Below are 23842 nucleotides of genomic sequence, written 5' to 3' on the forward strand. Positions count from 1 at the left end.
CGGTCAGTGGCACTTGAAGTAATCGAACGGTTCGCGGCAGTCCAGGCATTTGTACAGCGCCTTGCAAGGCGTGGAGCCGAACTGGCTGGTGATCTCGGTGTGCTGCGAGCCACAGTGCGGGCAGGCGACGATTGGTGCGGCCACGGCGCGGCGGGCGACGGCGACGGCGGCAGCGGCGGCGCTGCGCCCGGCCGCGCTCCGGCTCCCCGCCCGCAGGCCGCTGATGTCGATCACCTGCTGCGCCGGCGGGGCGATGCCGTAGCCTTTTAGCGCGGCTTTGCCGGCGTCGCTCATCCAGTCGGTGGTCCAGGCGGGCGAGATTTGATTGTGCAGGCGGACTTGCGCCACGCCGTGCGCGTGCAGCGCGTCGGTGATGGCGTCGGCGATGACTTGCATGGCCGGGCAGCCGGAGTAGGTGGGCGTGATGGTGACGTCGCACGCGCCATCGGCGGACACGCGCACGTCGCGCACTATGCCCAGGTCGACGATGCTGATGACCGGGATTTCGGGATCGGGCACTTCGCCGAGCCACGTCCAGATTTGCTCAGCATGGGCCCCGGCTTTGGCCGAGGCGACGGCGGCGGTGGACTCGGCGGCCTCGGGGCCACCGGCGGCGGTGCGACGGGCGGCATTGGCGGCGCTGCGGACGGCCGGCGCGGCTGCGGCAATGGCGGTGGCGGCGGCTTTCATGGCTGGCGCGCGCTTACCACTCGGCGCCGGGATAGGCGCGCTGCAGGAACTGCATCTCGGCCAGGATGAAGCCCAGGTGCTCGCTGTGGCGGCCTTGCTTGCCGCCCTTCTGCATCCAGGCGTCAGCCGGTGGCATCACCAGCGTGGCTTCGGCAAAAATCTCGGCCACGTGCGCCAGCCATTGCGCGCGCAGTTCATCGGCGGCCGGCGCCACGCCGGCGGCGACCATGGCCTCGTCCACCGCGTCGTAGGCGAACACTTCGCCGCTGTACATCCACAGCGCATCGGCCGCCGCCTGTGTGCGCGCGTGGCTGATCTCCGTGCCGTCGCCCAGCCGCACGATCAAATCGCCGCTGCGGCGCAGGTGGTAGGTCACTTCCTTCAGCGATTTCTCGGCGATGGCGGCGATGCGGGCGTCGCTGCTGCGCGTCAAGCCTTCGATCACGAAGTAGTGCCAGGTGTCGAAGTAGAACTGCCGCACCAAGGTGTCGGCGTAATTGCCGTTCGGCTGCTCCAGCAGCAGGCAGTTCTTGAAGTCGTGAGCGTCGCGCAGGTAGGCCAGCTTGTCTTCGTCGCGGCCGGCGCCTTCCAGTTCGGCGGCGTACTCGTACCACAGGCGCGTCTGGCCCAGCAGGTCCAGCGCGACGTTGGTCAGCGCCATGTCTTCCTCCAGCGCCGGCCCTTTGCCGCACCATTGCGACAGCTGCTGGCTGAGGATCAGCGCATTGTCGCCGAGGCGCAGCAGATAATTCACCTTGTTGTCCATGGCGGCGCCTTACAGGTTCCTGACTTCTTCCGGCATCGGGAAGAAGGTCGGGTGGCGGTACACCTTGCTGTTGGACGGCTCGAACAGCGCGCCCTTGTCGGCCGGGCTGCTGGCGACGATGTCGGCGGCGCGCACCACCCAGATGCTGACGCCTTCATTGCGGCGGGTGTAGACGTCGCGCGCGTTGTTGACCGCCATTGCGGCGTCCGGCGCGTGCAGGCTGCCGACGTGTTTGTGCGCCAGCCCGTGCTGGCTGCGGATGAATACTTCCCACAGTGGCCATTCTTTGCTCATGCTTGTCTCCTTATGCGGCGGCGCGTTGTTTGTCGGCGTGGGCCACCAGCGCGTCGCGGAACCATTCGCCGTCGTCCCACGCCTTGACGCGGGTTTGCAGGCGTTCGCGGTTGCACGGGCCGTTGCCCTTCAGGACGTTATGGAATTCGCTCCAGTCGATGGCGCCGAATTCGTAGTGGCCGGTGGCGGCATTGAACTTCAACTCGGGATCGGGCACCGTCAGGCCAAGGAATTCCGCCTGCGGCACGGTCTGATCGACCATGCGCTGGCGCAGTTCGTCGTTGGAGAACAGCTTGATGCGCCATTGCGCCGACTGCGCGCTGTTGACCGATTCGGCGTCCGACGGCCCGAACATCATCAGCGACGGCCACCACCAGCGGTTCAGCGCGTCCTGCGCCATGGCTTTCTGCTCCGGCGTGCCGCGGCACAGCGCCAGCATGATGTCGTAGCCCTGACGGGCGTGGAACGATTCTTCCTTGCAGACGCGGATCATGGCGCGCGCGTACGGCCCGTACGAGCAGCGGCACAGCGGAATCTGGTTGATGATGGCCGAGCCGTCCACCAGCCAGCCGATGGCACCCATGTCGGCCCAGCTCAGGGTCGGGTAGTTGAAGATGCTGGAGTATTTGGCCTTGCCGCTGTGGAGCGCGGCCAGCAGTTCGTCGCGCGACACGCCCAGCGTTTCGGCGGCGCTGTACAGGTACAGGCCGTGGCCGGCTTCGTCCTGGATCTTGGCCAGCAGGATCGCCTTGCGCTTCAAGGTCGGCGCCCGCGTCACCCAGTTGCCCTCGGGCAGCTGGCCGACGATTTCCGAGTGTGCGTGCTGGGAAATCTGCCGGATCAGCGTCTTGCGGTAAGCGTCCGGCATCCAGTCCTTGGCCTCGATCTTGACGCCGTCGTCGATGCGGGCCTGGAAGGCCTGCTCGTCGGCGCTCATGTCGGCCGCCGTGCGAACTTGCTTGAGGCCGGTTTCTACCAGTTGTGCGTACATGGCTGTCTCCTGTTTGACCACATAATACGATACGTATTTTGATTTAGCTACAGTTTTTTTGTGTCACATTATTTTAATGCGTCGCGTTAATTTTGGGCGCGCGGCCAAGTAAACTACGGGTTCTATGGTCAGAATAGTAAGCCGCTTATGAATTGCAACGACTGGATCGCCGGATTTCTCGCCACCGACCCGCCGCGTTCGAAGTCGCTGGTGGTGACGATTTTCGGCGACGCCATCGTGCCGCACGGCGGCATGGTCTGGCTCGGCAGCCTGATCGACCTGCTGGCGCCGTTCGGCGTCAACGACCGCCTGCTGCGCACCTCGGTGTTCCGGCTGGCGCAGGAAGGCTGGCTGGGCGCCCAGCGCGACGGTCGCCGCGCCTCCTACGCCATCACGCCCGATGCCATGGCGCGCTTCGTGCACGCCTACCGCCGCATCTACGCGCCGCCCAATGTGCACTGGGACGGCAGCTGGACCCTGGTGCTGAACGGCGACGGCGCGCTCAACGCGGCCGAGCGGGCGGCGGTGCGCAAGGAATTGCTGTGGGAAGGCTATAGCGTGATCGCGCCCGGCATCATGGGCCATCCGGCCGCCGACGGCCCGGCGCTCGACGAGTTGCTCAAGCGGCTGGGCGTGGCCGGCAAGCTGTTCGTGGTGCAGGGCAAGGCCATGCGCCAGGTCAGCGCCCGTCCGCTCAGCGATCTGGTGGCCGACGGCTGGGACGTGGCGGCGGTGGCGGCCGGCTACAGCAAGTTCATCGCCCAGTTCGAGCCGCTGCTGGCGGCGCTGCGCGCCAGCGCCGACCTGGCGGCCGGCGTGCCGCCGCAGGACGACGGCTGCGACCAGCCGCTGACGCCGGAAAAAGCGTTCGTGGTGCGCACGCTGCTGATCCACGCTTACCGCCGGGTCCAGCTGCACGATCCGCAACTGCCGGTCGAGCTGCTGCCGACGCCGTGGCCGGGCGCGCTGGCCTACGAGCTGGCGCGGCAGATCTACCAGCTGGTCTACGTCGCCGCCGAGCAGCATGTCGACAGCGCGCTGCGCCGCGAAGACGCCGCCGCCCCGCGCGCCGAAGCCGCCTTCTTCGACCGCTTCGGCGGGCTGGCCTGAGGCGAACCCCGCAGCGGCAGGCCGAAATCCGGGCGCGGCGCGGCGCAAGCCTGTATCATGTCGGCTCCGCGCCACAAGCGTGAGCGACTCTTTTCATCGAATTCACCAGGATTCCTGCCATGCCTATCAAAATCAGCCAGCAGTTCGACGCCGGCGCCATCGAAGTGGTCCGCGCCGACGATCCGGCCGCCATCGACCTGAACATCCGCAAGGATTCCCACGCCGACATCGTGCAGTGGTTCTACTACCGCGTGCAGGGCGCGCAGGGTACGCCATTGCGCATGAACTTCCTGAACGCCGGCGGCGCCGCCTATCCGGACGGCTGGAAAGACTACCAGGCCGTGGCCAGCTACGACCGCGACAGCTGGTTCCGCGTGCCGACCAGCTACGATGGCCAGACCATGACCATCAATCACACGCCGGAATACGACAGCGTCTACTACGCCTATTTCGAACCGTACTCGTGGGAACGTCACTTGTCGCTGCTGGACAACGCCCAGCTGTCGCCGCTGGTCAAGCTGGTGGACCTCGGCAACACCATCGACGGCCGCGACCTGAATATGCTGGTCATCGGCGATCCGGAAGCGGAGCAAAAGGTCTGGGTCATCGCCCGCCAGCACCCGGGCGAGACCATGGCCGAGTGGTTTGTCGAAGGCTTTGTCGAAGCGCTGCTGGACCCGGCCAATCCGTTCGGCCGCCAGTGCCTGAAGGAAGCCGTGTTCTACGTGGTGCCGAACATGAACCCGGACGGCTCGGTGCGCGGTAACCTGCGCACCAACGCCGCCGGCGCCAACCTCAACCGCGAATGGCTGAACCCGACCATGGAGCGCAGTCCGGAAGTGTTCCTGGTCAAGCAGAAGATGCACGAAGTCGGCGTCGACCTGTGCCTGGACATCCATGGCGACGAAGGTCTGCCATACGTGTTCGTGGCCGGCAGCGAGTCGTTGCCGACCTTCACCGCCGATCAGGCCGAAGCGCAGCAATACTTCATCGACAACTTCCTGATCGCCAGCCCGGACTTCCAGGATGAGTTCGGCTACGGCGAAACGCCGTACACGCCGGAGACGCTGACCATGGGTTCGCCGCACATCACCCACGCGTTCGGCTGCCTGTCGCTGACGCTGGAGATGCCGTTCAAGGACAACACCAACGATCCGGACGCCGAGACCGGCTGGAACGGCGCCCGCAGCGCCGAACTGGGCAAGTCCATCCTGCAGCCTGTGCTGCAATCGCTGCTGGCCCAGGCGCAGTAAGCCCATGTTCCCTGCGGCGTCACAAAGCGGACGGCGCAGGGAAAAATACACTGGACCTCAAACGGCGCATCTGCGCGCCGTGTTCGGAGGTCCATCATGTCACGCCTTTCCTGCTTGCGCCGCGCGGCGCCTTTGCTGCCCCTGCTGCTGACCTTGCTGCTGCCAGCCTGCAGCACGCCCTATCGTCCTCCGCTGGTGCCGCCGGCAACCTTTCCTGGTTTGATCGATCTGGCCGCGCAGGCCGACGGTCGCGAGGCCGATGTGCTGTTGGTGCACGGCATTTGCACGCATGACGCCAACTGGGCCGGCGAGGTGGTGCCGCAACTGGCGCGCGCGCTGGCCGACGCCACCACCGCCCCCGGCGCGCGCCGCGCGGCCGCTACCACGGCCACCGCCACCGCCACCGTCGAGATCGTGCCGTCGACGGTGTCCACGCCCGCCGGCCGGCTGCGCTTTGATGCCCTGATCTGGTCGCCATTGACCAATGACCTCAAGCGACAGTTGTGCTACGACCAGAGCGGCAAATCGTCGCTATGCGCAGGCGCGCCGCCCTATCCGTACACCCGCGCCCGGCTCAATGCGCGCTTCAAGGATGGCCTGATCGACGATTGCCTGCCCGATGCACTGATTTACCAGGGCGTGGCGCGCGATAACATCCAGCAGCGCATGCGCGAGGCGGTCTTGCAGGTGTTGTCGACGGCGCGGGCCGATGTGCCGCTGGTGGTGATCGCGCACAGCATGGGCAGCAAGATTTTGTTCGACACGCTGTTGCGCATGACGGAGGAGCCGGCTGGTTCGACCGCGGCGCGGGTGGCGCAACAGGCGGTGGACCGCATGCGCTTTCTGGTGATGGCGGCCAATCAGATTCCGCTGCTGTCGCTGGCCGATCAGCCTTTGACCGAGGCCGGCGTTGCGGCTGTGGCGCCGCCCGATAGTCTGCAATTGTTGTTGCGCAAGCGGCAGGCCGGCCAGCGCCGCGCAATCGATCGCCACCTGACGCTGGTGGCCTTTACCGATCCGAATGATTTGCTGTCGTACACGCTGGAGGACGAGAAGTATGCGCAGGATGGCATCACGGTCTATAACATCATCGTCTCCAACGCGCCCACATGGCTGGGCCTGCTAGAGCGCCCCGATACCGCCCATCTGGAGTACCTGAGCAACCCGGACGTCGGCCGTCTCATCGCCTGCGGCCAGCCAATCAGCAAGCTATGTATCTGAGTATATACATAGGGTTTGTCCTCTCCACCCGGTGCCTATTTCTGCCTATTTTCGCCTGTCGAATGCCTATTTTTTCAGCGCACTTCACGGAACTTCCCTCTGAGCCGCCCGGTCTAACAGTTACAAATTCAGGCAATCCGCAGGCAGAAATAGGCGAAAATAGGCACCCACCATGGACCAAACCCACCATGTATATACGGAGCTTTATTACCAGATGCGCAAACGCGAAGACCTGCGCTCACGGGAAGAAATCACGCTGATCGCGCTGAAGGAATGGATGGCGCGTGAATACGGCCAGCCGACTGATCGCGGTTACCAATGGAAGGATTTATTTCTGCCGCACGGCACCCGCCTGCGCATCACGCACCGCAGGCTATGCCACTTCGCCCAAGTAGAAGGCGACCTGCTGATGGCCGAAGGAAAAATCACCACGCCGAGCGCGTGGGCCACAGAAGTTTGCGGCAGCGTGCGCAACGCCTGGCGCGACATCTACGTCCGCCGCAACTACACCGAACCGTGGACGCAGGCCAGCGCCTGGCGCGCTGCCGCCGGCGACCAGCCACGGCGCCCCGGCATCAACCGCCGGCGCCGCGCCCGCCGCAGTACCGATTAACCGCCGGCCACCACCATATTCTCGATCAGGATCGAGCCGGTCTGCTTGGTGCCGCGCACCAGCACATCGTTACCCACCGCAACGATTTGCGCCAGCATATCCTTCATATTGCCGGCGATGGTGATCTCCTCGACCGGATACTGGATCACGCCATTCTCGACCCAGTAACCGGCCGCGCCCCGCGAATAATCGCCGGTCACATAATTGGTGCCCGAGCCCATCAGCTCAGTCACCAGCAAGCCGGTGCCCATCTTGCGCAACATGCCAGCAAAATCATCCCCAGGCTTGGTCAGCGACGACGTCAGCGAAAGATTATGCGAACCGCCGGCATTGCCAGTGGTCTTCATGCCCAGCTTGCGCGCCGAATAGGTCGACAGGAAATACCCCTGCACCACGCCATCCTTCACCACATCGCGCTTGACGGTGCGCACGCCCTCTTCATCAAACGGCGCCGAACCGACCGCGCCGATCACATGCGGATCCTCATGAATCTGCACATGCTTCGGCAGCACCTGCTTGCCCAGCGAATCGAGCAGGAAGGTCGACTTGCGATACAGCGCTCCACCCGAGGTCGCTTGCACAAACGCCCCCAGCAGGCCGGCCGCCAGCGGCGCCTCGAACAGCACCGGGCAAGTGCGCGTATCGATGGTGCGCGCGTTCAGCCGCGCCAGCGCGCGCTCGGCCGCATAACGGCCAATCGCCTCCGGCGTCGACATCTTGGACGCATCGCGCACCGACGAATACCAGTCGTCGCGCTGCATATGCTTGCCCTTGCCGGCGATCGGCGCCACCGACAGCGTGTGGCGCGAGAACGGATAGCCGCCGATGAAGCCGCGCGAATTGGCCGCCACAAAATGCGACTGCTGCACATGCACGCCGGCGCCTTCCGAATTGGTGATGCGCGGATCGACGGCAAACGCCGCCGCCTCGGCGCGCTGCGCCAGCGCCACCGCGTCGGCGGTCGCGATCTCCCACGGATAGAACAACTGCAGATCGCGCGGCTGCATTTCCAGCTGGTCGTCATCGGCCAGCCCGGCGCAATCGTCGTCGGCAGTAAAGCGGGCGATGTTGTACGCTGCTTCCACGGTGGCTTTCAGCGCGGCCGGCGAAAAATCGGAGGTCGACGCATTGCCGCGGCGCTGGCCGATAAACACGGTCACGCCCATGCCCTTGTCTTTATTCTGCTCGATCGTCTCGATCTGGCTCTTGCGCACCGACACCGACAGGCCGCTGCCTTCGCTGATTTCGACGGCGCAATCGGTGCCGCCCTGCGCTTTGGCATAGCCCAGCACATCGCGTGCGAGCTGCTTCAACTGGTCCTGGGTGTGGGTAAAATGGGTATCGCTCATGGGCTGTTTTCTTCGGGTGGCCGCTAAAACAGTTATCATAGCAGCCGTTTACAGTTTAAGGGCGCGGCCACGCGTCCGCACGAAAGTTGATATTATGGTAAATCCAAATCGCGGCGCGGTCGGCTTCAGCTCGACGGAATTCGAAGAAGAATACGAACGCCCCTCCAAATCCGAGGCCAAGCGCCAGTCCAACGCCCTGCAAAAGATGGGCGAAACCCTGGTCGAAGCCCCGCGCGACCGCGTCAAACGCGTGCCGATGCCGGAAGACGTGCTGGAAGCCATCCTGATGTGCCAGACCATCACCAACCACGAAGGCCGCCGCCGCCAGATGCAGTTTGTCGGCAAAAAGATGCGCACGCTGGATGAGACCGAGATCGGCCTGATCCAGGCCGCCATCGACGGCTGGAAAGGCGCCTCCAAGGCCGAAACCTCGGCCATGCACGCGCTGGAACGCCGCCGCGACAAGTTGCTGACCGACGACAACGCCCTGACGTCGCTGCTGTCGGACCACCCGGAACTGGACGTGCAGCACCTGCGCACGCTGATCCGCAACGCCCGCAAAGAGCAGGCCGAGAACAAGCCGCCGAAAGCCTACCGCGAAATCTTCCAGATCCTCAAACAGCTGGACGCCGCCAAGCGCAAGGCCGCCAAGGATGGTGACGACGCCGAAGGCGACGCAGACGGTCACGAAGCCGATGACGAGTAATACCGCAACCGCTGCCACTGGCACCACCGGCACCGCTGCGGCTGCCGCCGCCGCTGCCGATACGCCGCTGGTGATCGGCCTGGTGTCGATCTCCGACCGCGCCAGCGGCGGCGTCTACCAGGACCAGGGCCTGCCGGCGCTGCAGGACTGGCTGGCGCGCGCGCTGACCACGCCGTTCCGCGTCGAAACGCGCCTGATCGCCGACGAGCAGCCGCAGATCGAAGCCACGCTGACCGAACTGGCCGACACCGTGCGCTGCCACCTGATTTTGACCACCGGCGGCACCGGCCCGTCACGCCGCGACGTCACGCCCGAGGCCACCAAGGCCGTCGGCACCAAGGAAATGCCCGGTTTCGGCGAACAGATGCGCCAGATCAGCCTGCATTTCGTGCCGACCGCGATTTTGTCGCGCCAGACCGCCGTCATCCGCGAAAGCGCCGATCACGCCGCGCTGATCCTGAACCTGCCGGGCCAGCCGAAAGCCATCGCCGAAACGCTGGGCGGCCTCAAAGACGCCGACGGCGCCACGCTGGTGGGCGGCATCTTCGCCGCCGTGCCCTACTGCATCGACCTGATCGGCGGCCCCTACATGGAAACCGACCCGGCCGTGTGCAAGGCCTTCCGTCCCAAATCCGCCATTCGCCCCGCCCAAGGACAAGCATGAGCCAACTGCTGCACACCATCGAAAAAGAAACCGGCCCCAACCCGACCGTCGCCGTCATCTGGATGCACGGCCTGGGCGCCGACGCCAACGACTTCGTGCCGCTGCTGCAGGAACTCGACCTGGCCGGCCTGCCGGCCATCCGCTTCATCTTCCCGAATGCCGACACCATGCCGGTGACGGTCAACGGCGGCTACGTCATGCGCGCCTGGTATGACATCATCGCGACCGACCTCGGCCGCCAGGAAGACGAAGCCGGCCTGCGCGCCTCGCAAGTCAAGGTCGAAGCGCTGATGGCGCGTGAAAACGCGCGCGGCATCCCCAACGAGCGCATCATCCTGGCCGGCTTCTCGCAAGGCTGCGCGATGACGTTGCAAACCGGCCTGCGCCAGAAAACCCAGCTGGCCGGCCTGCTGTGCCTGTCCGGCTACGTGCCGATCGCGCCCAAAGCCGCCGCCGAGCACACGCCGGAAAGCAAGGCCACGCCGATCTTCCTGGTGCACGGCCGCATGGACCCGGTGATCCCGATCGCCCGCGCCACCGCCTCGCGCGACCTGCTGGTCGACTGGGGCTACAACGTCGAATGGCACGAATACGCGATGCAGCACTCGCTGTGCCAGCAGGAAGTGGACGACATCAGCGCCTGGTTGAAGCGCGTGCTGTAACCGGCATCGCCTATATCAGGTCGTCCAGCCGCACCGGCAGCTTGCGCACGCGCCTGCCGGTGGCGTGATACACGGCGTTGGCCAGCGCCGCCGCCACCCCCACGATGCCGATCTCGCCGATACCGCGCGCGCCCAGCGGATTGAAGGTCAGGTCCGGCACATCGACCACGCTGACATCGATCTCGCCGATATCGGCGTTGACCGGCACATGATAATCAGCCAGGTTGGCGTTGACCACCCGGCCGCTCGGCGGATCCAGCTCGGACGCCTCCATCAGCCCCATGCCCAAGCCCCACACCACCCCGCCGATCAGCTGGCTGTGGGCGGTCTTGGCGTTCAGCACCGTGCCGACGTGATAGGCGCCCACCACGCGCGGCACGCGGATCGTTCCCAGCTCCGGGTCCACAAGCACCTCGACGAACACCGCGCCGAACGAATGCATCGAATACTGCTTCTTCTCGTCGCCCGGCGCCGACTGGCTGTCGGCCTGCAACGGCTGGCCGCCGTGACGCGCGATCACCGCCGCCACCACATCGCGCTTGCCGTCCCCCTGCGCCAGCCAGCCCTGCGTCACCGTCACCGCCGCCGGATCGGCCCCATATAGCGGCGAATCGCGGTCGGCCACCGCCAGCGCGATCGCCTTGGCGCGCACCGCCATGCATGCGGCCTGCACTGCCGGCCCCACGCTGGCCACGCTCATCGAGCCGCCCGACACCGGCGCTTCCGGCAGCGTGGTGTCGCCCAGTTCGAACCGCACCTTGTCCACCGCCAGTCCGAGCGCGTCGGCCGCCACCTGGCTCATCACCGTGTAGGTGCCGGTGCCCAGATCGTGCGTGCCGCTGCGCACCACCGCCGTGCCGTCCGCTAGCAGCGTGGCCGAGGCCTTGGCCGGCTGCCGGTTGGCCGGATAGGTGGCCGTCGCCATGCCCCAGCCGACCAGTTGCTCGCCGGCGCGCATCGAACGCGCCTCCGGGTTGCGGCGCGACCAGCCGAAGCGCGCCGCCGCATCGCGATAGCATTCGCGCAGCGCCTTGCCGGACCACGGCAGATGCTTGTCCGGATCGCTCTCGGCGTAATTGCGCAACCGCAGCGCCAGCGGGTCCATTTTCAGCGAGTAGGCCAGCTCATCGAGCGCCGACTCCAGCGCGAAGCTGCCGCTCGACTCGCCCGGTGCCCGCATATAGGTCGGCACCCCGAGGTTCAGCACCGCCAGCCGCTGCGACGTCTGCGCGTGCGCCGCCTGATACAGCATGCGCGTCAGCAGCGTGCACGGCTCGACGAATTCATCCTGCACCGCGCTGCTCGACAGCGACGCATGCCGCACCGCCGCCAGCGCGCCGTCCGCCGCTGCGCCCAGTTGCACATGCTGTTCCGTCATCGGCCGCGCGCCGACCGGCGCGAACATCTGGGTGCGCTCCAGCGCCAGCTTGACCGGACAGCCGGCCTGGCGCGCCGCCAGCGCCGCCAGCATCACGTGCGACCACGCCGTCCCCTTGCTGCCAAAACCGCCGCCGACGAACGGGCAGATCACCCGCACCTGCGCCGGCGCGATGCCGAAGGTGCGCGCCGCGCTCTTCTTCACGCCGGACACGTTCTGCGTCGAATCGTACAAGGTCAGGCTGTCGCCATCCCATGCCGCGATGGTGGCGTGCGGCTCCATCGGATTGTGGTTCTCCAGCGGCGTGGTGTACACCGCATCCACCGTCGCCGCCGCACCTTTGAGTCCGGCGGCGACGTTGCCGCGGTTGCTGTCGTTGGGCCGGTCCGGCTGATCCTTCGGCCGGTGCGGATGGCGCGCCGCCTGCCGGAAGTCCAGCAGCGCCGCCTGCGCGCCGGTGGCCGGCGCATAGCGCACCTTGACGCGCCGCGCCGCCGCCTGCGCCTGTTCCAGCGTATCGGCCACCACCACCGCGATCGGCTGGCCGTTGTAATTGACCACATCGTCCTGCAGCAGGTTCAATTTGACCGGCGGCGGCTGGTCCTTGGCATCGGGCGGTTTCGGCTTGGGCAGCCGCAGCGCATTGCGGTGCGTCAGCACCAGCCGCACACCCGGCATGCCGGCCGCCGCCGCCGTGTCGATGGCGGCGATCTTCCCCTTCGGGATCGTACTCTGCACCATCACCGCCTGCGCCAGCCGTGGCAATTTGTGCTCGGCGGTGAACGGCGCCATGCCGGTCACCTTCAGCCGGCCGTCGACACGGTCCATGCCGCGCCCCACCACCGCGTCCTGCTTTGCCTCGCTCATGCCCGCTCTCCCGTCAGTGTTCCATTGCCGCCGGCTTGCGCCGTGCCAGCTGCCGCCCGGCTGATGGCGCGCACCACCGCGCGCTGCGCCAGTTCGATCTTGAAGCGGTTGCCGTCGAAGCCGCGCGCGCCGGCCAGCAGCAGCTGCGCCGCCTGCCGGCTGCGCTCCGCGCTGACCGGCTGCCCGGCCAGCACCGCTTCGGCAGCCGCCACCCGCCACGGCTTGTGCGCCACCCCGCCCAGCGCCAGCCGCGCCGAACGCACCGTCGCCCCATCCATCTCCAGTCCCGCCGCCACCGACACCAGCGCGAACGCATAACTGGCGCGGTCGCGCAGTTTCAGGTAATGCGAGTGCGCGCCATACGCGGACGGCGGCAGCTCCACCGCCGTTATCAGTTCAGTCGGCGCCAGCGTAGTGTCGAACTGCGGCGCCGCGCCCGGCAGCCGGTGGAAATCCGCCATCGCCACGCGCCGCTCGCCGCTGGCCGAGGCCACCACCACGGTCGCCTCCAGCGCCGCCAGCGCCACGCACATATCGGACGGATGGACGGCGATGCAGGCGTCGCTGGCGCCCAGCACCGCGTGCATGCGGTTGACGCCGCGCTGCGCCGCGCAGCCGGAACCGGGCACGCGCTTGTTGCAATGCTCAAAGGCGACATCGGTGAAGTATGGGCAGCGCGTGCGCTGCAGCAGATTGCCGCCGGTGGTCGCCATATTGCGCAACTGCGCCGAGGCGCCGGCCAGCAGCGCCTGCGCCAGCATTGGATAAAGCTGCCGGACCAGGTCATGGTCGGCCAGATCGCTGTTGCGCACCAGCGCGCCGACCCGCAGGCCGCCGCCCGGCAGCGTCTCGATGCGGTCCAGCCCCATGCGCGTGATATCGACCAGCCGCGCCGGCTGCTCGACATCACCCTTCATCAGGTCCAGCAAATTGGTGCCGCCGCCTATGAAGCGCGCGCCCGGTTGCTGCGCCAGCCGCAGCGCATGCGCCACATCGGTGGCGCGGTCGACAAAAATCGATTGCATGTGAGTCCCCCTCAGGCCTGGCCGGCGGCCACGATGCGGATCGCCCGCACGATGTTGGGATAAGCGCCGCAGCGGCAGATATTGCCGCTCATGCGCTCACGGATTTCGTCATCGGTCAGCGCCGGTCGGCCGCGCACGTCGGGCGTGACCGCACTGGCGGCGCCGGCGCGCAGCTCGCCGAGCAGCGCGGTGGCGGAACACAGCTGACCGGGGGTACAGTAGCCGCACTGGAAGGCGTCATGCGCGATGAAGGCCGCCTGCAATGGCGACAGCGCGTCGTTGCCCGCGCCCAGCCCTTCGACCGTGACGATCTTGCGGTCTTCCGCCATGACGGCCAGCGTCAGGCAGGAATTGACGCGCCGCCCGTCCAGCATCACCGTGCAGGCGCCGCACTGGCCACGGTCGCAGCCCTTCTTGGTGCCGGTCAGGCCGATGGTCTCGCGCAGCGCGTCGAGCAGCGTCACGCGCGGCTCCAGCGCCAGCTGGTAATCCTTGCCGTTGATGTTGAGCCGCACCGGCTGCGGCGGCGCGGCCGGCACCGGCGCCGGGGCAGCCGCAGCCGGTACTGCCGGCTTGGCCGCAGCGCCGACCGTGCGCGGGGCGGCGTTCAGCGCGGCGCCGGCCAGCGCGCTCTGGATAAAGCCGCGCCGCGACAGCGCGGGCGCCGGCCCGGCCTCCTGCGCGTCGTCGGACGGGCCCGCGGCGGGGCGGACGTCAAGTGGATCGGGCATAACGGCTCCTCCTGGAATGGTCTGCCGATTATGCGCCGCCGGCCCGCCCGCTCCGTGCGCTCACTAACGTAAACAACGGCGCCGACGCTTACTCCGGCAGCAGCGGCACAGCGGACGGCGGCGCGGCCGTCTGCGCCGCATTCATCACCATCGCCAGAAACGTGTAGTAACCGTTGATGCCCATCAGGTCCACCACGCCCTGCTCGCCGAACGCCGCCAGCGCCGCCGCGTAGGTGGCGTCATCGACCCGCTGCTGCCGCTGCAGCTGCATGCAAAACGCGTACACCAGCGCCTCGTCGGCCAATAGCCCCTGCGGCTGCTCACGCGCCGCGATCGCCGCGATCACCGCCTCGCCGATGCCGTAATCGCGCGCGATCGGCGCATGGATCGCCCACTCCACCGGCTGGCTCCACTGCCGCGCCGTCACCAGGATCGCCAGCTCCGTCAACCGCGTGCCGATCGCGCTGCGGTAGCGCAGATACTCGCCCATTTTCTGCGCCGCCGCCATCAGCTCGGGCGAGCGGATCAAGGGCACGAACGGCCCATATAGCGCCCCGCGCGGCCCGTCGATCACCGCCTGCGCCGCCACCTGCTGCGCCGCGCTCATGTCGGCAAACGCGATCGGTCCCAGCCGATCCACACTGCGATCCTCCATGCTGCCTCCCTCAAAGACCTCATCATGGCATACATCAAAAAGCGTCCGGCAAAACCCGGCTATCGTCGGCAGTCTGCACCCCACCACGAAAGGACGCCATGAGCCACATCATCCACCGCAACCCGCGCCGCGTGCCGCCGGTCGCCGCGCATGCCACCGGCATCACCATCACCGACCGTGACGGCCGCACCTACCTCGACGCCAGCGGCGGCGCCGCCGTCTCCTCGCTGGGCCATGCCCATCCCGACGTGCTGGCCGCCATGCACGCCCAGATCGACCGTAACGCCTACGCCCACACTGCCTTCTTCACCTGCGACGCCGCCGAACAACTGGCCGCGCGGCTGGCCGCCGACGCCCCCGGCGACCTCGATCAGGTCTACCTGGTGTCGGGCGGCTCGGAAGCCATGGAGACCGCGCTCAAACTGGCGCGCCAGTACTGGCTGGAAGCCGGCCAGCCGCAGCGCACCACCTTCATCGCCCGCCGCCAGAGCTACCACGGCAACACGCTGGGCGCGCTGGCGGTGGGCGGCAACGCATGGCGCCGCCAGCCCTTCGCGCCACTGCTGATCGAGGTCCCGCGCATCTCGCCCTGCTACGAATACCGCGGCCGCGCCGATGGCCAGAGCACCGACGACTACACCGCGGCCCTGCTGCAGGAACTGGAAGACGCCATCCTGGCCGCCGGCGCCGATAAGGTGATCGGCTTCGTCGCCGAAACCGTGGTCGGCGCCACCGCCGGCGCCGTGCCGCCCACGCCGGGATACTTCCGTGGTGTGCGCCGGCTGTGCGACCAGTACGGGCTGCTGTTGATACTCGATGAAGTCATGTGCGGCATGGGCCGCAGCGGCACGCTGTACGCGTTTGAACAGGAAGGTGTGCTGCCCGACCTGGTGGTGCTGGGCAAAGGCCTGGGCGCCGGCTACCAGCCGATCGGCGCGGTGCTGGCGCGCGCGCCCATCGTCCAGCGCCTGCGCGACGGCAGCGGCGCCTTCCTGCACGGGCACACCTACATGGGGCACCCGGTGGCCGCCGCCGCCGCGCTGGCGGTGCAGAAAGTGATACAACGGGATTGCTTGCTGGGTGCCGTCACGGTGCGCGGCGCGGCGCTGCGGCGCATGCTGCGCGAGGCGTTCGGCAATCACCCGCATGTGGGCGACATCCGCGGGCGCGGACTATTGATTGGACTGGAACTGGTGGCGGACCGCGACAGCAAGGCGCCGTTCGATCCGGCCCGGCGCCTGCATGCGGTGATCAAGGACGAAGCGATGGCGCGCGGCCTGATGATCTACCCGATGGGCGGCACCATCGACGGCCGCCACGGCGACCATATCCTGCTTGCGCCACCCTTCATCGCCACCGAGGCGGAGCTGGCGGAAATCACCAGCCGACTGGCCGACACCCTGCATGCAACGCTGAACCCCGCCACCTTCACAGGGGTCTGACCCCGCATGGGGTCAGCCCCCGCGGCGGCTCGCCGTGCGGGTCTAGCGCTTGGCGGACCAGGCGACCACTTCCTGCTGCTGCTCACCGAGGCCGGCGATCCCCAGGCGCATGACGTCGCCTTTCTTCAGGAAGCGCTGCGGCTTGCGCCCCATGCCCACACCCGGCGGCGTGCCGGTCGCGATCACGTCGCCCGGCTCCAGCGTCATCAACTTCGACAGGTAGCTGACAATCTGCGCCACCGAGAAAATCATGGTCGAGGTATTCCCGGTCTGCATGCGCTTGCCGTTGACGTCCAGGTACAAATCCAGATCCTGCACATCGTAGATATCTTCCGCCGTCACCAGCCACGGACCGACCGGGCCGAAGGTATCGAAGCTTTTACCCTTGGTCCACTGGCCGCCGCGTTCCAGCTGGTACGCGCGCTCCGACACATCGTTGACCACCGTGTAGCCTGCCACGTACTTGTGCGCATCGGCCTCGCTGACATACTGCGCGCGGCTGCCGATGACGATCCCCAGTTCCACTTCCCAGTCCATCTTCTTCGCGCCCTGCGGCATCATCACCGCATCATCCGGGCCGCTCAGCGCGGAAATCGCCTTCAGGAACACGATCGGCTCCTTCGGCGCCGCCATGCCGGCTTCCGCCGCGTGGTCGGAATAATTGAGGCCGATGCAAATGAACTTGCTGACACGCGCCACCGGCACGCCGAAGCGCGGATTGCCGCGCACCAGCGGCAGCGACGACTGCGCAATCTTCTCCAGCTTGCGCAGCGATTTCGGCGCCAGCGCCGCCGCGTCGACATCGCCGATCACGCCGGACAGGTCGCGCAGCTTGCCTTCATCATCGATCAAGCCTGGTTTTTCTTTGCCTGGACGGCCGTAACGTACGAGTCGCATACTAATCCTTGGTTAAACAGTTGCGACGAATTGTAGACCATTCGGCGCCGTTTAACCGTAGCGCTCTTGCCTCAGCCATTTGTTGGCGATGATCTTGGTACCTTTGACCACCGGCGCACCGCCGTGCAGCGTCTGCGCGTCAGGCTGGTGATTGCTGTCGGTGTTGAGGAACCACAGCGCATTACCCTTCTTAGGAAAGACCTCCAGCCCCAGCGAAGGGAAGACCGTGCCACCGCCCTGCGCCACATCGGATAGGTACAGCACAAAGGTGGCCAGCCGCTGGCCGCCGCGCGCCAGATGCGAGCGATGGCCGGCGCTGTCCGGATCGAGCCAGTCGTAATGCGGGCGGTACTCCTGCATCTTGTCGTATTTTTGCAGCTGGAACGGCTCACTGCATTCCGGCGTCCAGTGCGCGATGGCGGCCAGCCGGCGGTCGATGCGCTCGGCCACCTCGGCCTCGCCGCGCTGGATGAAGGCCATCTCGCTGGTGCGGCCCTCGTGCACCACACTGGCGCCGTCAGCTTCCGCGGTCACCGTCGAGCGGGTATAGCGGCTGCCGCAATGGGCGACGATGGCGTCGCACTCCTCGTCGCTGAGCACATTCCCCAGCAGGATCACCTGCGGCTTTTTCAGCACAAACAGCACATCGATCTCGCGGTCCGGCGCGGCGATGCGGTTGCTGGTGAGATCAATGAACGGCATCTCGCGCGGCGACGAAAACGCACTGGCCACCGGTGCCGTCTCTGCCGCCGTCACCGTGCCGCTGACGCCACCGCCGGCGCGGATGCGCACCGCATCGTCAATCGCTGCGCGCGCGTCGGTCATGCTGTACTGGCCGGACCGCGCCATGCTGTTGGCCATGTCCAGCGGACTGCAGGCGCGCTCCAGGTTTTCCATGATCCATACGCGCCAGGTCTGCGGCAGGGAGGCAAAAACGGTTTGAGCTTGGGTCATCGCGCGATCAGGAGATAGTCGGACAGGAGTTCAATTTTACCGGATTGCGCCTGCGCCGCCGCACAAACCAGATCAAGCCCGGCAGCTGCATCAACACCAGCGCGCCAAACGCCACCTGATAGGCGGGCGCCGGATAATGGCCAAGCAAATCCGGCCGCCAGCAGCCCACCACCAGGCCAAAGCCCGCCTGCACCGCAAACGCGCCGATGAAAATCAGCAGGTTCAGACAGGTGGCCGCGCGCCCGGTCAACGCCCCCGGCAGGCTTTGCGCGACGATGGTGTACTCGATGCCGGTCACCGTGCCGACCAGCGTAAACAGTACCGATAGCAATTGATAGCTAGGCCGCCAGTTACACACAAACGCCAGCTGCACGCCGACAAACAGCGCCACGCCGGCCGCCGCCACCGTAATCGGCGCAATGCCGCGCCGCCCGGTCCACTCGGTAATCATGCCGACCGCAATGGCGCCGAAGATCACCGCCGCCATGCCCAGATACAGCAGATAGGTTACCGCATCGTCCGGATAGCGCGCCACGTCGCTCAGCCAGCGGCTGATCCACAAGCCCTGGATGCCGAAGAACACCGTGTGGGGAATCAGCACCAGGCTCGCCACCTCACGGAACGCCGGATGGCGGTACACCGCGCGCATCGCCTCGCGCAGCCCGGCCTTGCTGGCGGCCGACGGCTGCGGCGGCGACAGCGCGCGGATCAGCAGCCCGATGATGGCCGCCGCCGCCGCCAGCCACAGGAACAGGCCGCGCCAGTCCATATACTGCAGCGCCAGCCGCACCGGCAGCGTGGCCGCAGCCGCACCGAGGCCGCCGACGGCGATCAGATAGCCCTGCACCGACGGCAAGCGCGCCGGCGCGATCCAGCTGGAGATCGCCTTCACCGCCGACATGAAGCAGCCGCCCAGTCCCAGACCGATGACAGCGCGCGCCACCAGCAGTTGGCCGAAGGTCTGGCCGCCGGCAAACGCCAGCGCGCCAACGCCGGCCAGCAACAGCATCGGCAACTGTACCTTGGCCGGTCCCCAGCGGTCCAGCGCCATCCCGACCGGCAGCTGCGCCAGCGCGAAGGCCAGGAAGAAGGCGCTGGTCAGCAGGCCAAGCTGGCCTGGCGTCAGCGCCAGCGCCGCCACCAGCTGCGGCGCCAGCGTCGCATTCACCGTGCGCATCAAACTGGATAAAAAGTGCCCCAGCGCGAACGGCAAAAACACCAGCACGAACACCGCGCGCCCGGACAGCGGCGATGCCAAGTTCCGCTCCGGCGCCGACGCGGCGGGCGGGGCGGCGGAAGAGGCGGAAGGCGGGATCGGATCGCGCATCATCGCCGCCGGGCTGCCTACGCCGCGCTATGCGAATCGCAGCCGGCGGCCGGCGCGCTGCTATCCGCACGCGCCGACAGCAGCGGAATCACCTTGCGCGATCCCGGCGGGTCGGCGCCATACTCGCTGCGGCTACCGCCCTCCTCCTCAAAGAAAAACTTCTCCTTGCCAAACGCCGGTTTCAGCTCATCCATCCACGTCGCCTGCGGATCGAACTTCGCATAAAACGGCTTGCGCACCCAGTCCGCATTGCGCGCCTGCAGGAACTGCAACGCAAACACCTTCTCGCCGCCGATGGTCGCAATCCCGTCGATCACCACCTTGCCCGGAAAAGCACTCATCGACGGCCCGCGCACCGTACGCGACAAACCGGACACCATCTGATACGCCGCCTGAAAAATCGCATGCGCACGCGCCAGCGGCAACTGGAAATACTCGCGAGGCCCGGTATCGCGCTCCACGAACATATAGTACGGAATCGCCCCCAGCCGCACGCCGGTCTGCCACAACTCCGCCCACGACGCCGGGTCTTCATTGATATGCCGGATCAGCGGCCCCTGCATGCGCAAGGTCGCGCCGGTGCCGACGATGCGCTTGACCGCCTGCTGCGCAATCTCCTGCCGCAGTTCCACCGCATGGTTGTAATGCCCCATGATCGCCATATTTTTTCCAGCCTTGACCACTCGCTCGAACAGGCGCAGAAGATCATCCGCATCGCGATCCGACACAAAGCGCTGCGGCCAATATGCCACCGACTTGGTACCGATGCGGATGTTCTGAATATGCGCCAGCTCAGGCGCCAGCAGCGGTTCAATGTACGCCTCCAGCGAGCGCGTATTCATGATCAGCGGATCGCCGCCGGTGATCAGCACATCGGTCACCTCCGGGTGCATGCGCAGGTAGGCCGCCAGCTCGTGCGACTCCTTTGCATCGAACTTCATATCGTCCATGCCGACGAACTGCGGCCAGCGGAAACAGAAGGTGCAGTAGGCGTGACAGGTCTGCCCCGAACTGGGGAAAAACAACACCGTCTCCTTGTACAAGAGGTGAGTGAAAGAGTCTCTTCTTTGCTGCACCTGCGGCAGATTGCCAGTTAAGTGGCAGTCAGGAGGTCAGCCCTCTGCACCGAAAATGGCTGCAAGCGACGAGTAGCGATAATTTGACCTGTCTTGTGGATGCTCCGCCCTCAGTATGATGTGCCCCTCGGTGAACTCCTGAACTGGGATAAGGTAGTAGTCCAGTACCCCAGCGTTCGCGCCGTCCATGCGTACACACACCACAAAGTCTGGGATTGGTGCTGTATGGATCGGGATTCTCCACCGTACCCTACCTTTCAGGTCGTATCGCGCACGCGCAACCACGAGCTTCACCACGATTTTTTCTCCAATACAGATGCACCATCTGTCATCACAATCTCGGAGGGTAATGCCGGAGCGCTCAATGAGCAGCTTACATGCCGCGAAAGTCGCCTCGCGCATCTTCTGGATTGATCGCTTAGTCTTCGCGTGTTGTAGCTTCTCAGCATCAGCCACTCCCGCAAGTGCGTAGGCTTCAGCAAGCGTACCAAAGGTCTCACCGATGCGCTTGGGACTGGGTAGCCCCGGTGTGGCATCGATAAGAGCGACTGTTACCTTGCCATGATGGTCATGTATATCACGAAGCATCGCTAGGACACTTTCTCGATCCATGGGCGCTGAACGGCTCGACCGCTCGCGTTGTGCCAAGTCAAACTGCGCTGGAGAGACGATTGCCGGTAAAGAATCGCTTATACAAATCCAGTCCGCAACTGGATTGGGTTCTCGTAGGCCGGTGAGCTTTGCCGAGCCACGGTTGAAGATGATTCGGCCAGCGTACTTCTCATTCGTCAAAATGCTCTTGACGAGCCATGGTGTCCAAGCACGTCCAGTGCCGGATACAACCTTTCTTTGATTGAGGAGCCTTGCTATTTCTGTGTCGGTGAGATGTTCGTCAATGAACCACGAGTAAATGTGACGTACTATGGACACCTCGTCCGGTGGTCCCCAGCAGAATCGCACTCTGTCAGTGATCGCTCCCTTTCTCTCACCGGCAGATAATGTCCGTCTCTCCTTGCCGTCCCGATCAAAGCACATCCTACGCAAGCCAAAACCAGCGCTACCACCCATCTTGTAGCCCTGTGCAGCGAACCTCCGCTGGGCTTCAAACACCTTGGCGGACAGTTCCCTGCTGTACTCAGCTGCCATAGTGCGCTTCATGCTCTTTACCATTGACGCCAAAGCTGAGCCATCGTTCTCAAAGGGTTCCGCGCAGTACAGCACCTGAATACCGGCATCCCGGCAGACAAATTCATAGTGTGCACCTTCGTCCACGTCTTGGAATCGGCCCCATCGGCTTACGTCATACACCAGTACCGCATTGAAGTCTGCCGTACGCGCCTGTACGTCAGTTATTAACTCCCGCAAGCCATCCCGATTATTGATGCGTAGTCCGCTCTTACCGGCATCGGCGTACATTTTCACAATCTCGATGCCACGGTCCTTTGCGTAAGAGTACAGGCGTTCACATTGGTGTTCGATAGAGTGGTCCTGCGGGTGAGTGGACATGCGGACGTAGATCGCTGCCTTCTTGCCGAGTGTCGATGATTCGCTTGCCATGTCGCCTCCTATGTGTGATAGGACCGCTTCAGTAGCGCGATGCGTTGCCTGACCGCCGCATCATCCCTTCCGCACAGGGTGAGTTGTACAGCCCTTCCTATTGCGTTCTGATGCTCTTTAATGAAGGCGTCGGCGAACTCGCTTCCGTGAGTCGTTTCCAATAACTGCCTTAAAGCGGCAGTGGCAGCAAGTGAGTAGGTGTACGCAGTGTCTAGCTGGATAGCTGATGTTGGCATGGAGGCTCCTAAGGTTACTAACACAGCATAGTTCAACAATCGCGGGAGCAACTTGATCGTCGTCAACCATCGTCTGATTCGTCTCCCCCCCGGCGCGACTTCATGCAGCTTCTTCTCGCACTCGATGAAATACTTCCGTGCTTCCCGGCCTTTGTCGGTGCGCTCCACCATCGCCAGTTCCTTAGCCATGTCCAGCGATACGTGGTAGTCGGTACGTTGACGGCCCCCGGAGCTAACTTCCCGATTAGGAAGATTGGTAGTTGTTGTAAAATCGACACCATCTACGAAGCCGTACTTTTCGATCCGTTCCAGCATCCACGTAGTAAATGCTTTGGCGCTACCTAAGAAGCCATGCAGGCGTCGTGCGTCTACCGTTTCGATGGTCTTACCGTCCACCACAGCACCGGACTGGATACCGATGTCTTGCACGGTGTTCAGGACAGGCGTAGGAGCCTCTACAGCGTCTTTCACCGGGTGGTAGGTGGTAACAGCGCTTGGAGCGACTGTAGCCGCTTTGGCAGGGTTTGAAGCGGTTGCTACTACAGGAGGGTGAAAGGAAATCCGTTGTGCTTAGCTGCCAACTTCATCATGATGCCCTCCAACCGTCCACTCTCACCTGAACCGAAGATGACCAATCCGAATGCGCTTCCAAACGAAGCCTGAAGGACAAACATATCGACGTCTGCGCAGACCGTCATCTTATAGCTGAATTGGTCATTAAGTTCCTTGCCTCCGCGCTTTAGGGTTGGTGCATGGCCAGGAAGTCCTTCTAGCATTTCAAAGACTTCGTAATGACCCTTCTCCAGCAGGTCTGCGTTCGTAAACCAGCGCAATCCTAAGCCACCGTGCGAAGGGAAAATCGTTCCCACCTCACGGAAATAGAGGGCTTTGGCAAGCTTGCGTGAGAACACCGCAACAGCCGTCTGCATCTCCGATGTGATTTTGAGCGGTGACGCTTGTTGGTGGGTTTGTCCATGCTTTGGCGTGATGCCAAGTCTTCGATTGTACGTACGAGCCTCCCGCACTGACGGGAACATTGATCGAATCTGCATAGCATCTTGAGCGTGTACGCCAGCGACTAGGCTTGGAAACTTTCCGTCACGGTTGCCCGCATCTCCCGAAAAGTCTGTTCTCGCTAACATTGCAAGCATCCGGTCATAATTAGACGTTCCGTTGTTGCACTTGATGCAAGCAGGGAACTCGTATCCTTCCGGCCATTGCCGGTTCTGGAATAGAGCCTTTGGCGGGCAATGCTCTTTAGTAGTTGTCGGTTCCGTACCGCCGCAGAAGATGCAGTACGGATTGTGCCTGATGAACTCGCCCAGTGAAGTGGAGTTGGACATAGCCGATGGTGGTAGCGGAGATGATTCATGCTATC

At 65.0% G+C, this 23842-nt stretch carries 23 protein-coding genes and 1 pseudogene; 8 read left to right on the forward strand and 16 right to left on the reverse strand.

The window, feature by feature from the left end:
- Nucleotides 1–3: 3 nt before the first annotated feature.
- Genes paaD through paaA form a run of 4 tightly spaced genes read right to left on the reverse strand, consistent with a single transcriptional unit; the run spans nt 4 to nt 2741 of the window.
- Nucleotides 4–690, reverse strand: coding sequence for a 1,2-phenylacetyl-CoA epoxidase subunit PaaD (gene paaD, locus HH213_RS07045; RefSeq protein ID WP_169111696.1), 687 nt, complete (start codon nt 688–690; stop codon nt 4–6).
- 13 nt (nt 691–703) lie between these two features.
- Nucleotides 704–1456: a 1,2-phenylacetyl-CoA epoxidase subunit PaaC gene (paaC, locus tag HH213_RS07050; protein WP_169111698.1), complete on the reverse strand. Its 753-nt coding sequence runs from the start codon at nt 1454–1456 to the stop codon at nt 704–706.
- A 9-nt stretch (nt 1457–1465) separates the two neighbouring features.
- Complete coding sequence (gene paaB, locus HH213_RS07055; protein ID WP_169111700.1) at nt 1466–1750, reverse strand: 1,2-phenylacetyl-CoA epoxidase subunit PaaB; 285 nt, start codon at nt 1748–1750, stop codon at nt 1466–1468.
- A 10-nt stretch (nt 1751–1760) separates the two neighbouring features.
- Entirely contained in the window at nt 1761–2741 is a 981-nt protein-coding gene (paaA, locus tag HH213_RS07060) for a 1,2-phenylacetyl-CoA epoxidase subunit PaaA (RefSeq protein ID WP_169111702.1), read from the reverse strand.
- Between the two features lie 147 nt (nt 2742–2888).
- On the opposite strand from paaA, the gene paaX reads away from it, so the two are divergent.
- The 4 genes from paaX to HH213_RS07080 all read left to right on the forward strand — a co-directional run bounded on the left by paaX (nt 2889) and on the right by HH213_RS07080 (nt 6938).
- Complete coding sequence (paaX, locus tag HH213_RS07065) at nt 2889–3851, forward strand: phenylacetic acid degradation operon negative regulatory protein PaaX (RefSeq protein ID WP_169111704.1); 963 nt, start codon at nt 2889–2891, stop codon at nt 3849–3851.
- A gap of 119 nt (nt 3852–3970) precedes the next feature.
- Nucleotides 3971–5104 carry a M14 family metallopeptidase gene (locus HH213_RS07070; protein WP_169111706.1) on the forward strand — a complete coding sequence of 378 codons (1134 nt, stop codon included), beginning with the start codon at nt 3971–3973 and terminating at the stop codon, nt 5102–5104.
- A gap of 96 nt (nt 5105–5200) precedes the next feature.
- Complete coding sequence (locus HH213_RS07075) at nt 5201–6325, forward strand: hypothetical protein (RefSeq protein ID WP_169111708.1); 1125 nt, start codon at nt 5201–5203, stop codon at nt 6323–6325.
- Nucleotides 6326–6497: 172 nt separating this feature from the next.
- Nucleotides 6498–6938: a hypothetical protein gene (locus HH213_RS07080; protein ID WP_169111710.1), complete on the forward strand. Its 441-nt coding sequence runs from the start codon at nt 6498–6500 to the stop codon at nt 6936–6938.
- On the opposite strand, the gene pmbA is transcribed toward HH213_RS07080, so the two are convergent.
- The gene (pmbA, locus tag HH213_RS07085) at nt 6935–8287 is read right to left on the reverse strand and encodes a metalloprotease PmbA (protein WP_110845244.1); all 1353 of its coding nucleotides are present in this window, start codon (nt 8285–8287) and stop codon (nt 6935–6937) included. The two genes, HH213_RS07080 and pmbA, sit on opposite strands and share 4 nt — an antisense overlap.
- A 94-nt stretch (nt 8288–8381) precedes the next feature.
- Between pmbA and yjgA the strand changes: the two genes are divergently transcribed.
- The 3 genes from yjgA (at nt 8382) to HH213_RS07100 (ending at nt 10319) form a co-directional block, all read left to right on the forward strand.
- Entirely contained in the window at nt 8382–8993 is a 612-nt protein-coding gene (yjgA, locus tag HH213_RS07090; protein WP_110845245.1) for a ribosome biogenesis factor YjgA, read from the forward strand.
- Between the two features lie 67 nt (nt 8994–9060).
- Nucleotides 9061–9657: a molybdopterin adenylyltransferase gene (gene mog / locus HH213_RS07095; protein WP_110845670.1), complete on the forward strand. Its 597-nt coding sequence runs from the start codon at nt 9061–9063 to the stop codon at nt 9655–9657.
- Nucleotides 9654–10319: an alpha/beta hydrolase gene (locus HH213_RS07100; protein WP_169111712.1), complete on the forward strand. Its 666-nt coding sequence runs from the start codon at nt 9654–9656 to the stop codon at nt 10317–10319. Before mog ends, HH213_RS07100 begins: the two co-directional genes overlap by 4 nt.
- Before the next feature lie 10 nt (nt 10320–10329).
- On the opposite strand, the gene HH213_RS07105 is transcribed toward HH213_RS07100, so the two are convergent.
- The 4 genes from HH213_RS07105 to HH213_RS07120 form a co-directional block, all read right to left on the reverse strand.
- Nucleotides 10330–12564: a xanthine dehydrogenase family protein molybdopterin-binding subunit gene (locus HH213_RS07105; RefSeq protein ID WP_169111714.1), complete on the reverse strand. Its 2235-nt coding sequence runs from the start codon at nt 12562–12564 to the stop codon at nt 10330–10332.
- Nucleotides 12561–13589 carry an FAD binding domain-containing protein gene (locus HH213_RS07110; RefSeq protein WP_169111716.1) on the reverse strand — a complete coding sequence of 343 codons (1029 nt, stop codon included), beginning with the start codon at nt 13587–13589 and terminating at the stop codon, nt 12561–12563. Before HH213_RS07110 ends, HH213_RS07105 begins: the two co-directional genes overlap by 4 nt.
- An 11-nt stretch (nt 13590–13600) precedes the next feature.
- Complete coding sequence (locus HH213_RS07115) at nt 13601–14320, reverse strand: (2Fe-2S)-binding protein (protein ID WP_169111718.1); 720 nt, start codon at nt 14318–14320, stop codon at nt 13601–13603.
- An 88-nt stretch (nt 14321–14408) separates the two neighbouring features.
- A complete protein-coding gene (locus HH213_RS07120) occupies nt 14409–14975 on the reverse strand; it encodes a carboxymuconolactone decarboxylase family protein (RefSeq protein ID WP_169111720.1) in 567 nt (188 codons plus the stop codon).
- A 98-nt stretch (nt 14976–15073) separates the two neighbouring features.
- On the opposite strand from HH213_RS07120, the gene HH213_RS07125 reads away from it, so the two are divergent.
- Nucleotides 15074–16417, forward strand: a complete 1344-nt coding sequence (locus tag HH213_RS07125; protein WP_169111722.1) for an aspartate aminotransferase family protein — start codon at nt 15074–15076, stop codon at nt 16415–16417.
- 42 nt (nt 16418–16459) lie between these two features.
- On the opposite strand, the gene HH213_RS07130 is transcribed toward HH213_RS07125, so the two are convergent.
- The 7 genes and pseudogenes from HH213_RS07130 to HH213_RS07160 form a co-directional block, all read right to left on the reverse strand.
- Nucleotides 16460–17314: a fumarylacetoacetate hydrolase family protein gene (locus HH213_RS07130; RefSeq protein ID WP_110845252.1), complete on the reverse strand. Its 855-nt coding sequence runs from the start codon at nt 17312–17314 to the stop codon at nt 16460–16462.
- Nucleotides 17315–17365: 51 nt separating this feature from the next.
- The gene (locus HH213_RS07135; RefSeq protein WP_229263341.1) at nt 17366–18268 is read right to left on the reverse strand and encodes a 2OG-Fe(II) oxygenase; all 903 of its coding nucleotides are present in this window, start codon (nt 18266–18268) and stop codon (nt 17366–17368) included.
- Nucleotides 18269–18275: 7 nt separating this feature from the next.
- Nucleotides 18276–19514 carry an MFS transporter gene (locus HH213_RS07140; RefSeq protein ID WP_371875709.1) on the reverse strand — a complete coding sequence of 413 codons (1239 nt, stop codon included), beginning with the start codon at nt 19512–19514 and terminating at the stop codon, nt 18276–18278.
- A gap of 98 nt (nt 19515–19612) precedes the next feature.
- A pseudogene (locus tag HH213_RS07145) lies at nt 19613–20638 on the reverse strand (KamA family radical SAM protein); the annotation flags it as partial.
- 69 nt (nt 20639–20707) lie between these two features.
- Nucleotides 20708–22228 (reverse strand): recombinase family protein, encoded by a 1521-nt coding sequence (locus tag HH213_RS07150; RefSeq protein ID WP_169111724.1) that lies wholly within the window; start codon nt 22226–22228, stop codon nt 20708–20710.
- An 8-nt stretch (nt 22229–22236) separates the two neighbouring features.
- Nucleotides 22237–22893 (reverse strand): antA/AntB antirepressor family protein, encoded by a 657-nt coding sequence (locus HH213_RS07155; RefSeq protein WP_169111726.1) that lies wholly within the window; start codon nt 22891–22893, stop codon nt 22237–22239.
- Between the two features lie 110 nt (nt 22894–23003).
- Nucleotides 23004–23807, reverse strand: a complete 804-nt coding sequence (locus HH213_RS07160; protein ID WP_169111728.1) for a hypothetical protein — start codon at nt 23805–23807, stop codon at nt 23004–23006.
- Nucleotides 23808–23842 lie beyond the last annotated feature (35 nt).

This window comes from Duganella dendranthematis (assembly GCF_012849375.1).
In the GTDB taxonomy this organism is placed as follows: domain Bacteria; phylum Pseudomonadota; class Gammaproteobacteria; order Burkholderiales; family Burkholderiaceae_D; genus Rugamonas; species Rugamonas dendranthematis.

Bases quoted from the DNA above. Each gene is read 5' to 3' on its own strand.
- paaD (WP_169111696.1), bottom strand. From the start codon at position 690: ATGAAAGCCGCCGCCACCGCCATTGCCGCAGCCGCGCCGGCCGTCCGC.
- paaC (WP_169111698.1), bottom strand. From the start codon at position 1,456: ATGGACAACAAGGTGAATTATCTGCTGCGCCTCGGCGACAATGCGCTG.
- paaB (WP_169111700.1), bottom strand. From the start codon at position 1,750: ATGAGCAAAGAATGGCCACTGTGGGAAGTATTCATCCGCAGCCAGCAC.
- paaA (WP_169111702.1), bottom strand. From the start codon at position 2,741: ATGTACGCACAACTGGTAGAAACCGGCCTCAAGCAAGTTCGCACGGCG.
- paaX (WP_169111704.1), top strand. From the start codon at position 2,889: ATGAATTGCAACGACTGGATCGCCGGATTTCTCGCCACCGACCCGCCG.
- HH213_RS07070 (WP_169111706.1), top strand. From the start codon at position 3,971: ATGCCTATCAAAATCAGCCAGCAGTTCGACGCCGGCGCCATCGAAGTG.
- HH213_RS07075 (WP_169111708.1), top strand. From the start codon at position 5,201: ATGTCACGCCTTTCCTGCTTGCGCCGCGCGGCGCCTTTGCTGCCCCTG.
- HH213_RS07080 (WP_169111710.1), top strand. From the start codon at position 6,498: ATGGACCAAACCCACCATGTATATACGGAGCTTTATTACCAGATGCGC.
- pmbA (WP_110845244.1), bottom strand. From the start codon at position 8,287: ATGAGCGATACCCATTTTACCCACACCCAGGACCAGTTGAAGCAGCTC.
- yjgA (WP_110845245.1), top strand. From the start codon at position 8,382: ATGGTAAATCCAAATCGCGGCGCGGTCGGCTTCAGCTCGACGGAATTC.
- HH213_RS07100 (WP_169111712.1), top strand. From the start codon at position 9,654: ATGAGCCAACTGCTGCACACCATCGAAAAAGAAACCGGCCCCAACCCG.
- HH213_RS07105 (WP_169111714.1), bottom strand. From the start codon at position 12,564: ATGAGCGAGGCAAAGCAGGACGCGGTGGTGGGGCGCGGCATGGACCGT.
- HH213_RS07110 (WP_169111716.1), bottom strand. From the start codon at position 13,589: ATGCAATCGATTTTTGTCGACCGCGCCACCGATGTGGCGCATGCGCTG.
- HH213_RS07115 (WP_169111718.1), bottom strand. From the start codon at position 14,320: ATGCCCGATCCACTTGACGTCCGCCCCGCCGCGGGCCCGTCCGACGAC.
- HH213_RS07120 (WP_169111720.1), bottom strand. From the start codon at position 14,975: ATGGAGGATCGCAGTGTGGATCGGCTGGGACCGATCGCGTTTGCCGAC.
- HH213_RS07125 (WP_169111722.1), top strand. From the start codon at position 15,074: ATGAGCCACATCATCCACCGCAACCCGCGCCGCGTGCCGCCGGTCGCC.
- HH213_RS07130 (WP_110845252.1), bottom strand. From the start codon at position 17,314: ATGCGACTCGTACGTTACGGCCGTCCAGGCAAAGAAAAACCAGGCTTG.
- HH213_RS07135 (WP_229263341.1), bottom strand. From the start codon at position 18,268: ATGACCCAAGCTCAAACCGTTTTTGCCTCCCTGCCGCAGACCTGGCGC.
- HH213_RS07150 (WP_169111724.1), bottom strand. From the start codon at position 22,228: ATGGCAAGCGAATCATCGACACTCGGCAAGAAGGCAGCGATCTACGTC.
- HH213_RS07160 (WP_169111728.1), bottom strand. From the start codon at position 23,807: ATGTCCAACTCCACTTCACTGGGCGAGTTCATCAGGCACAATCCGTAC.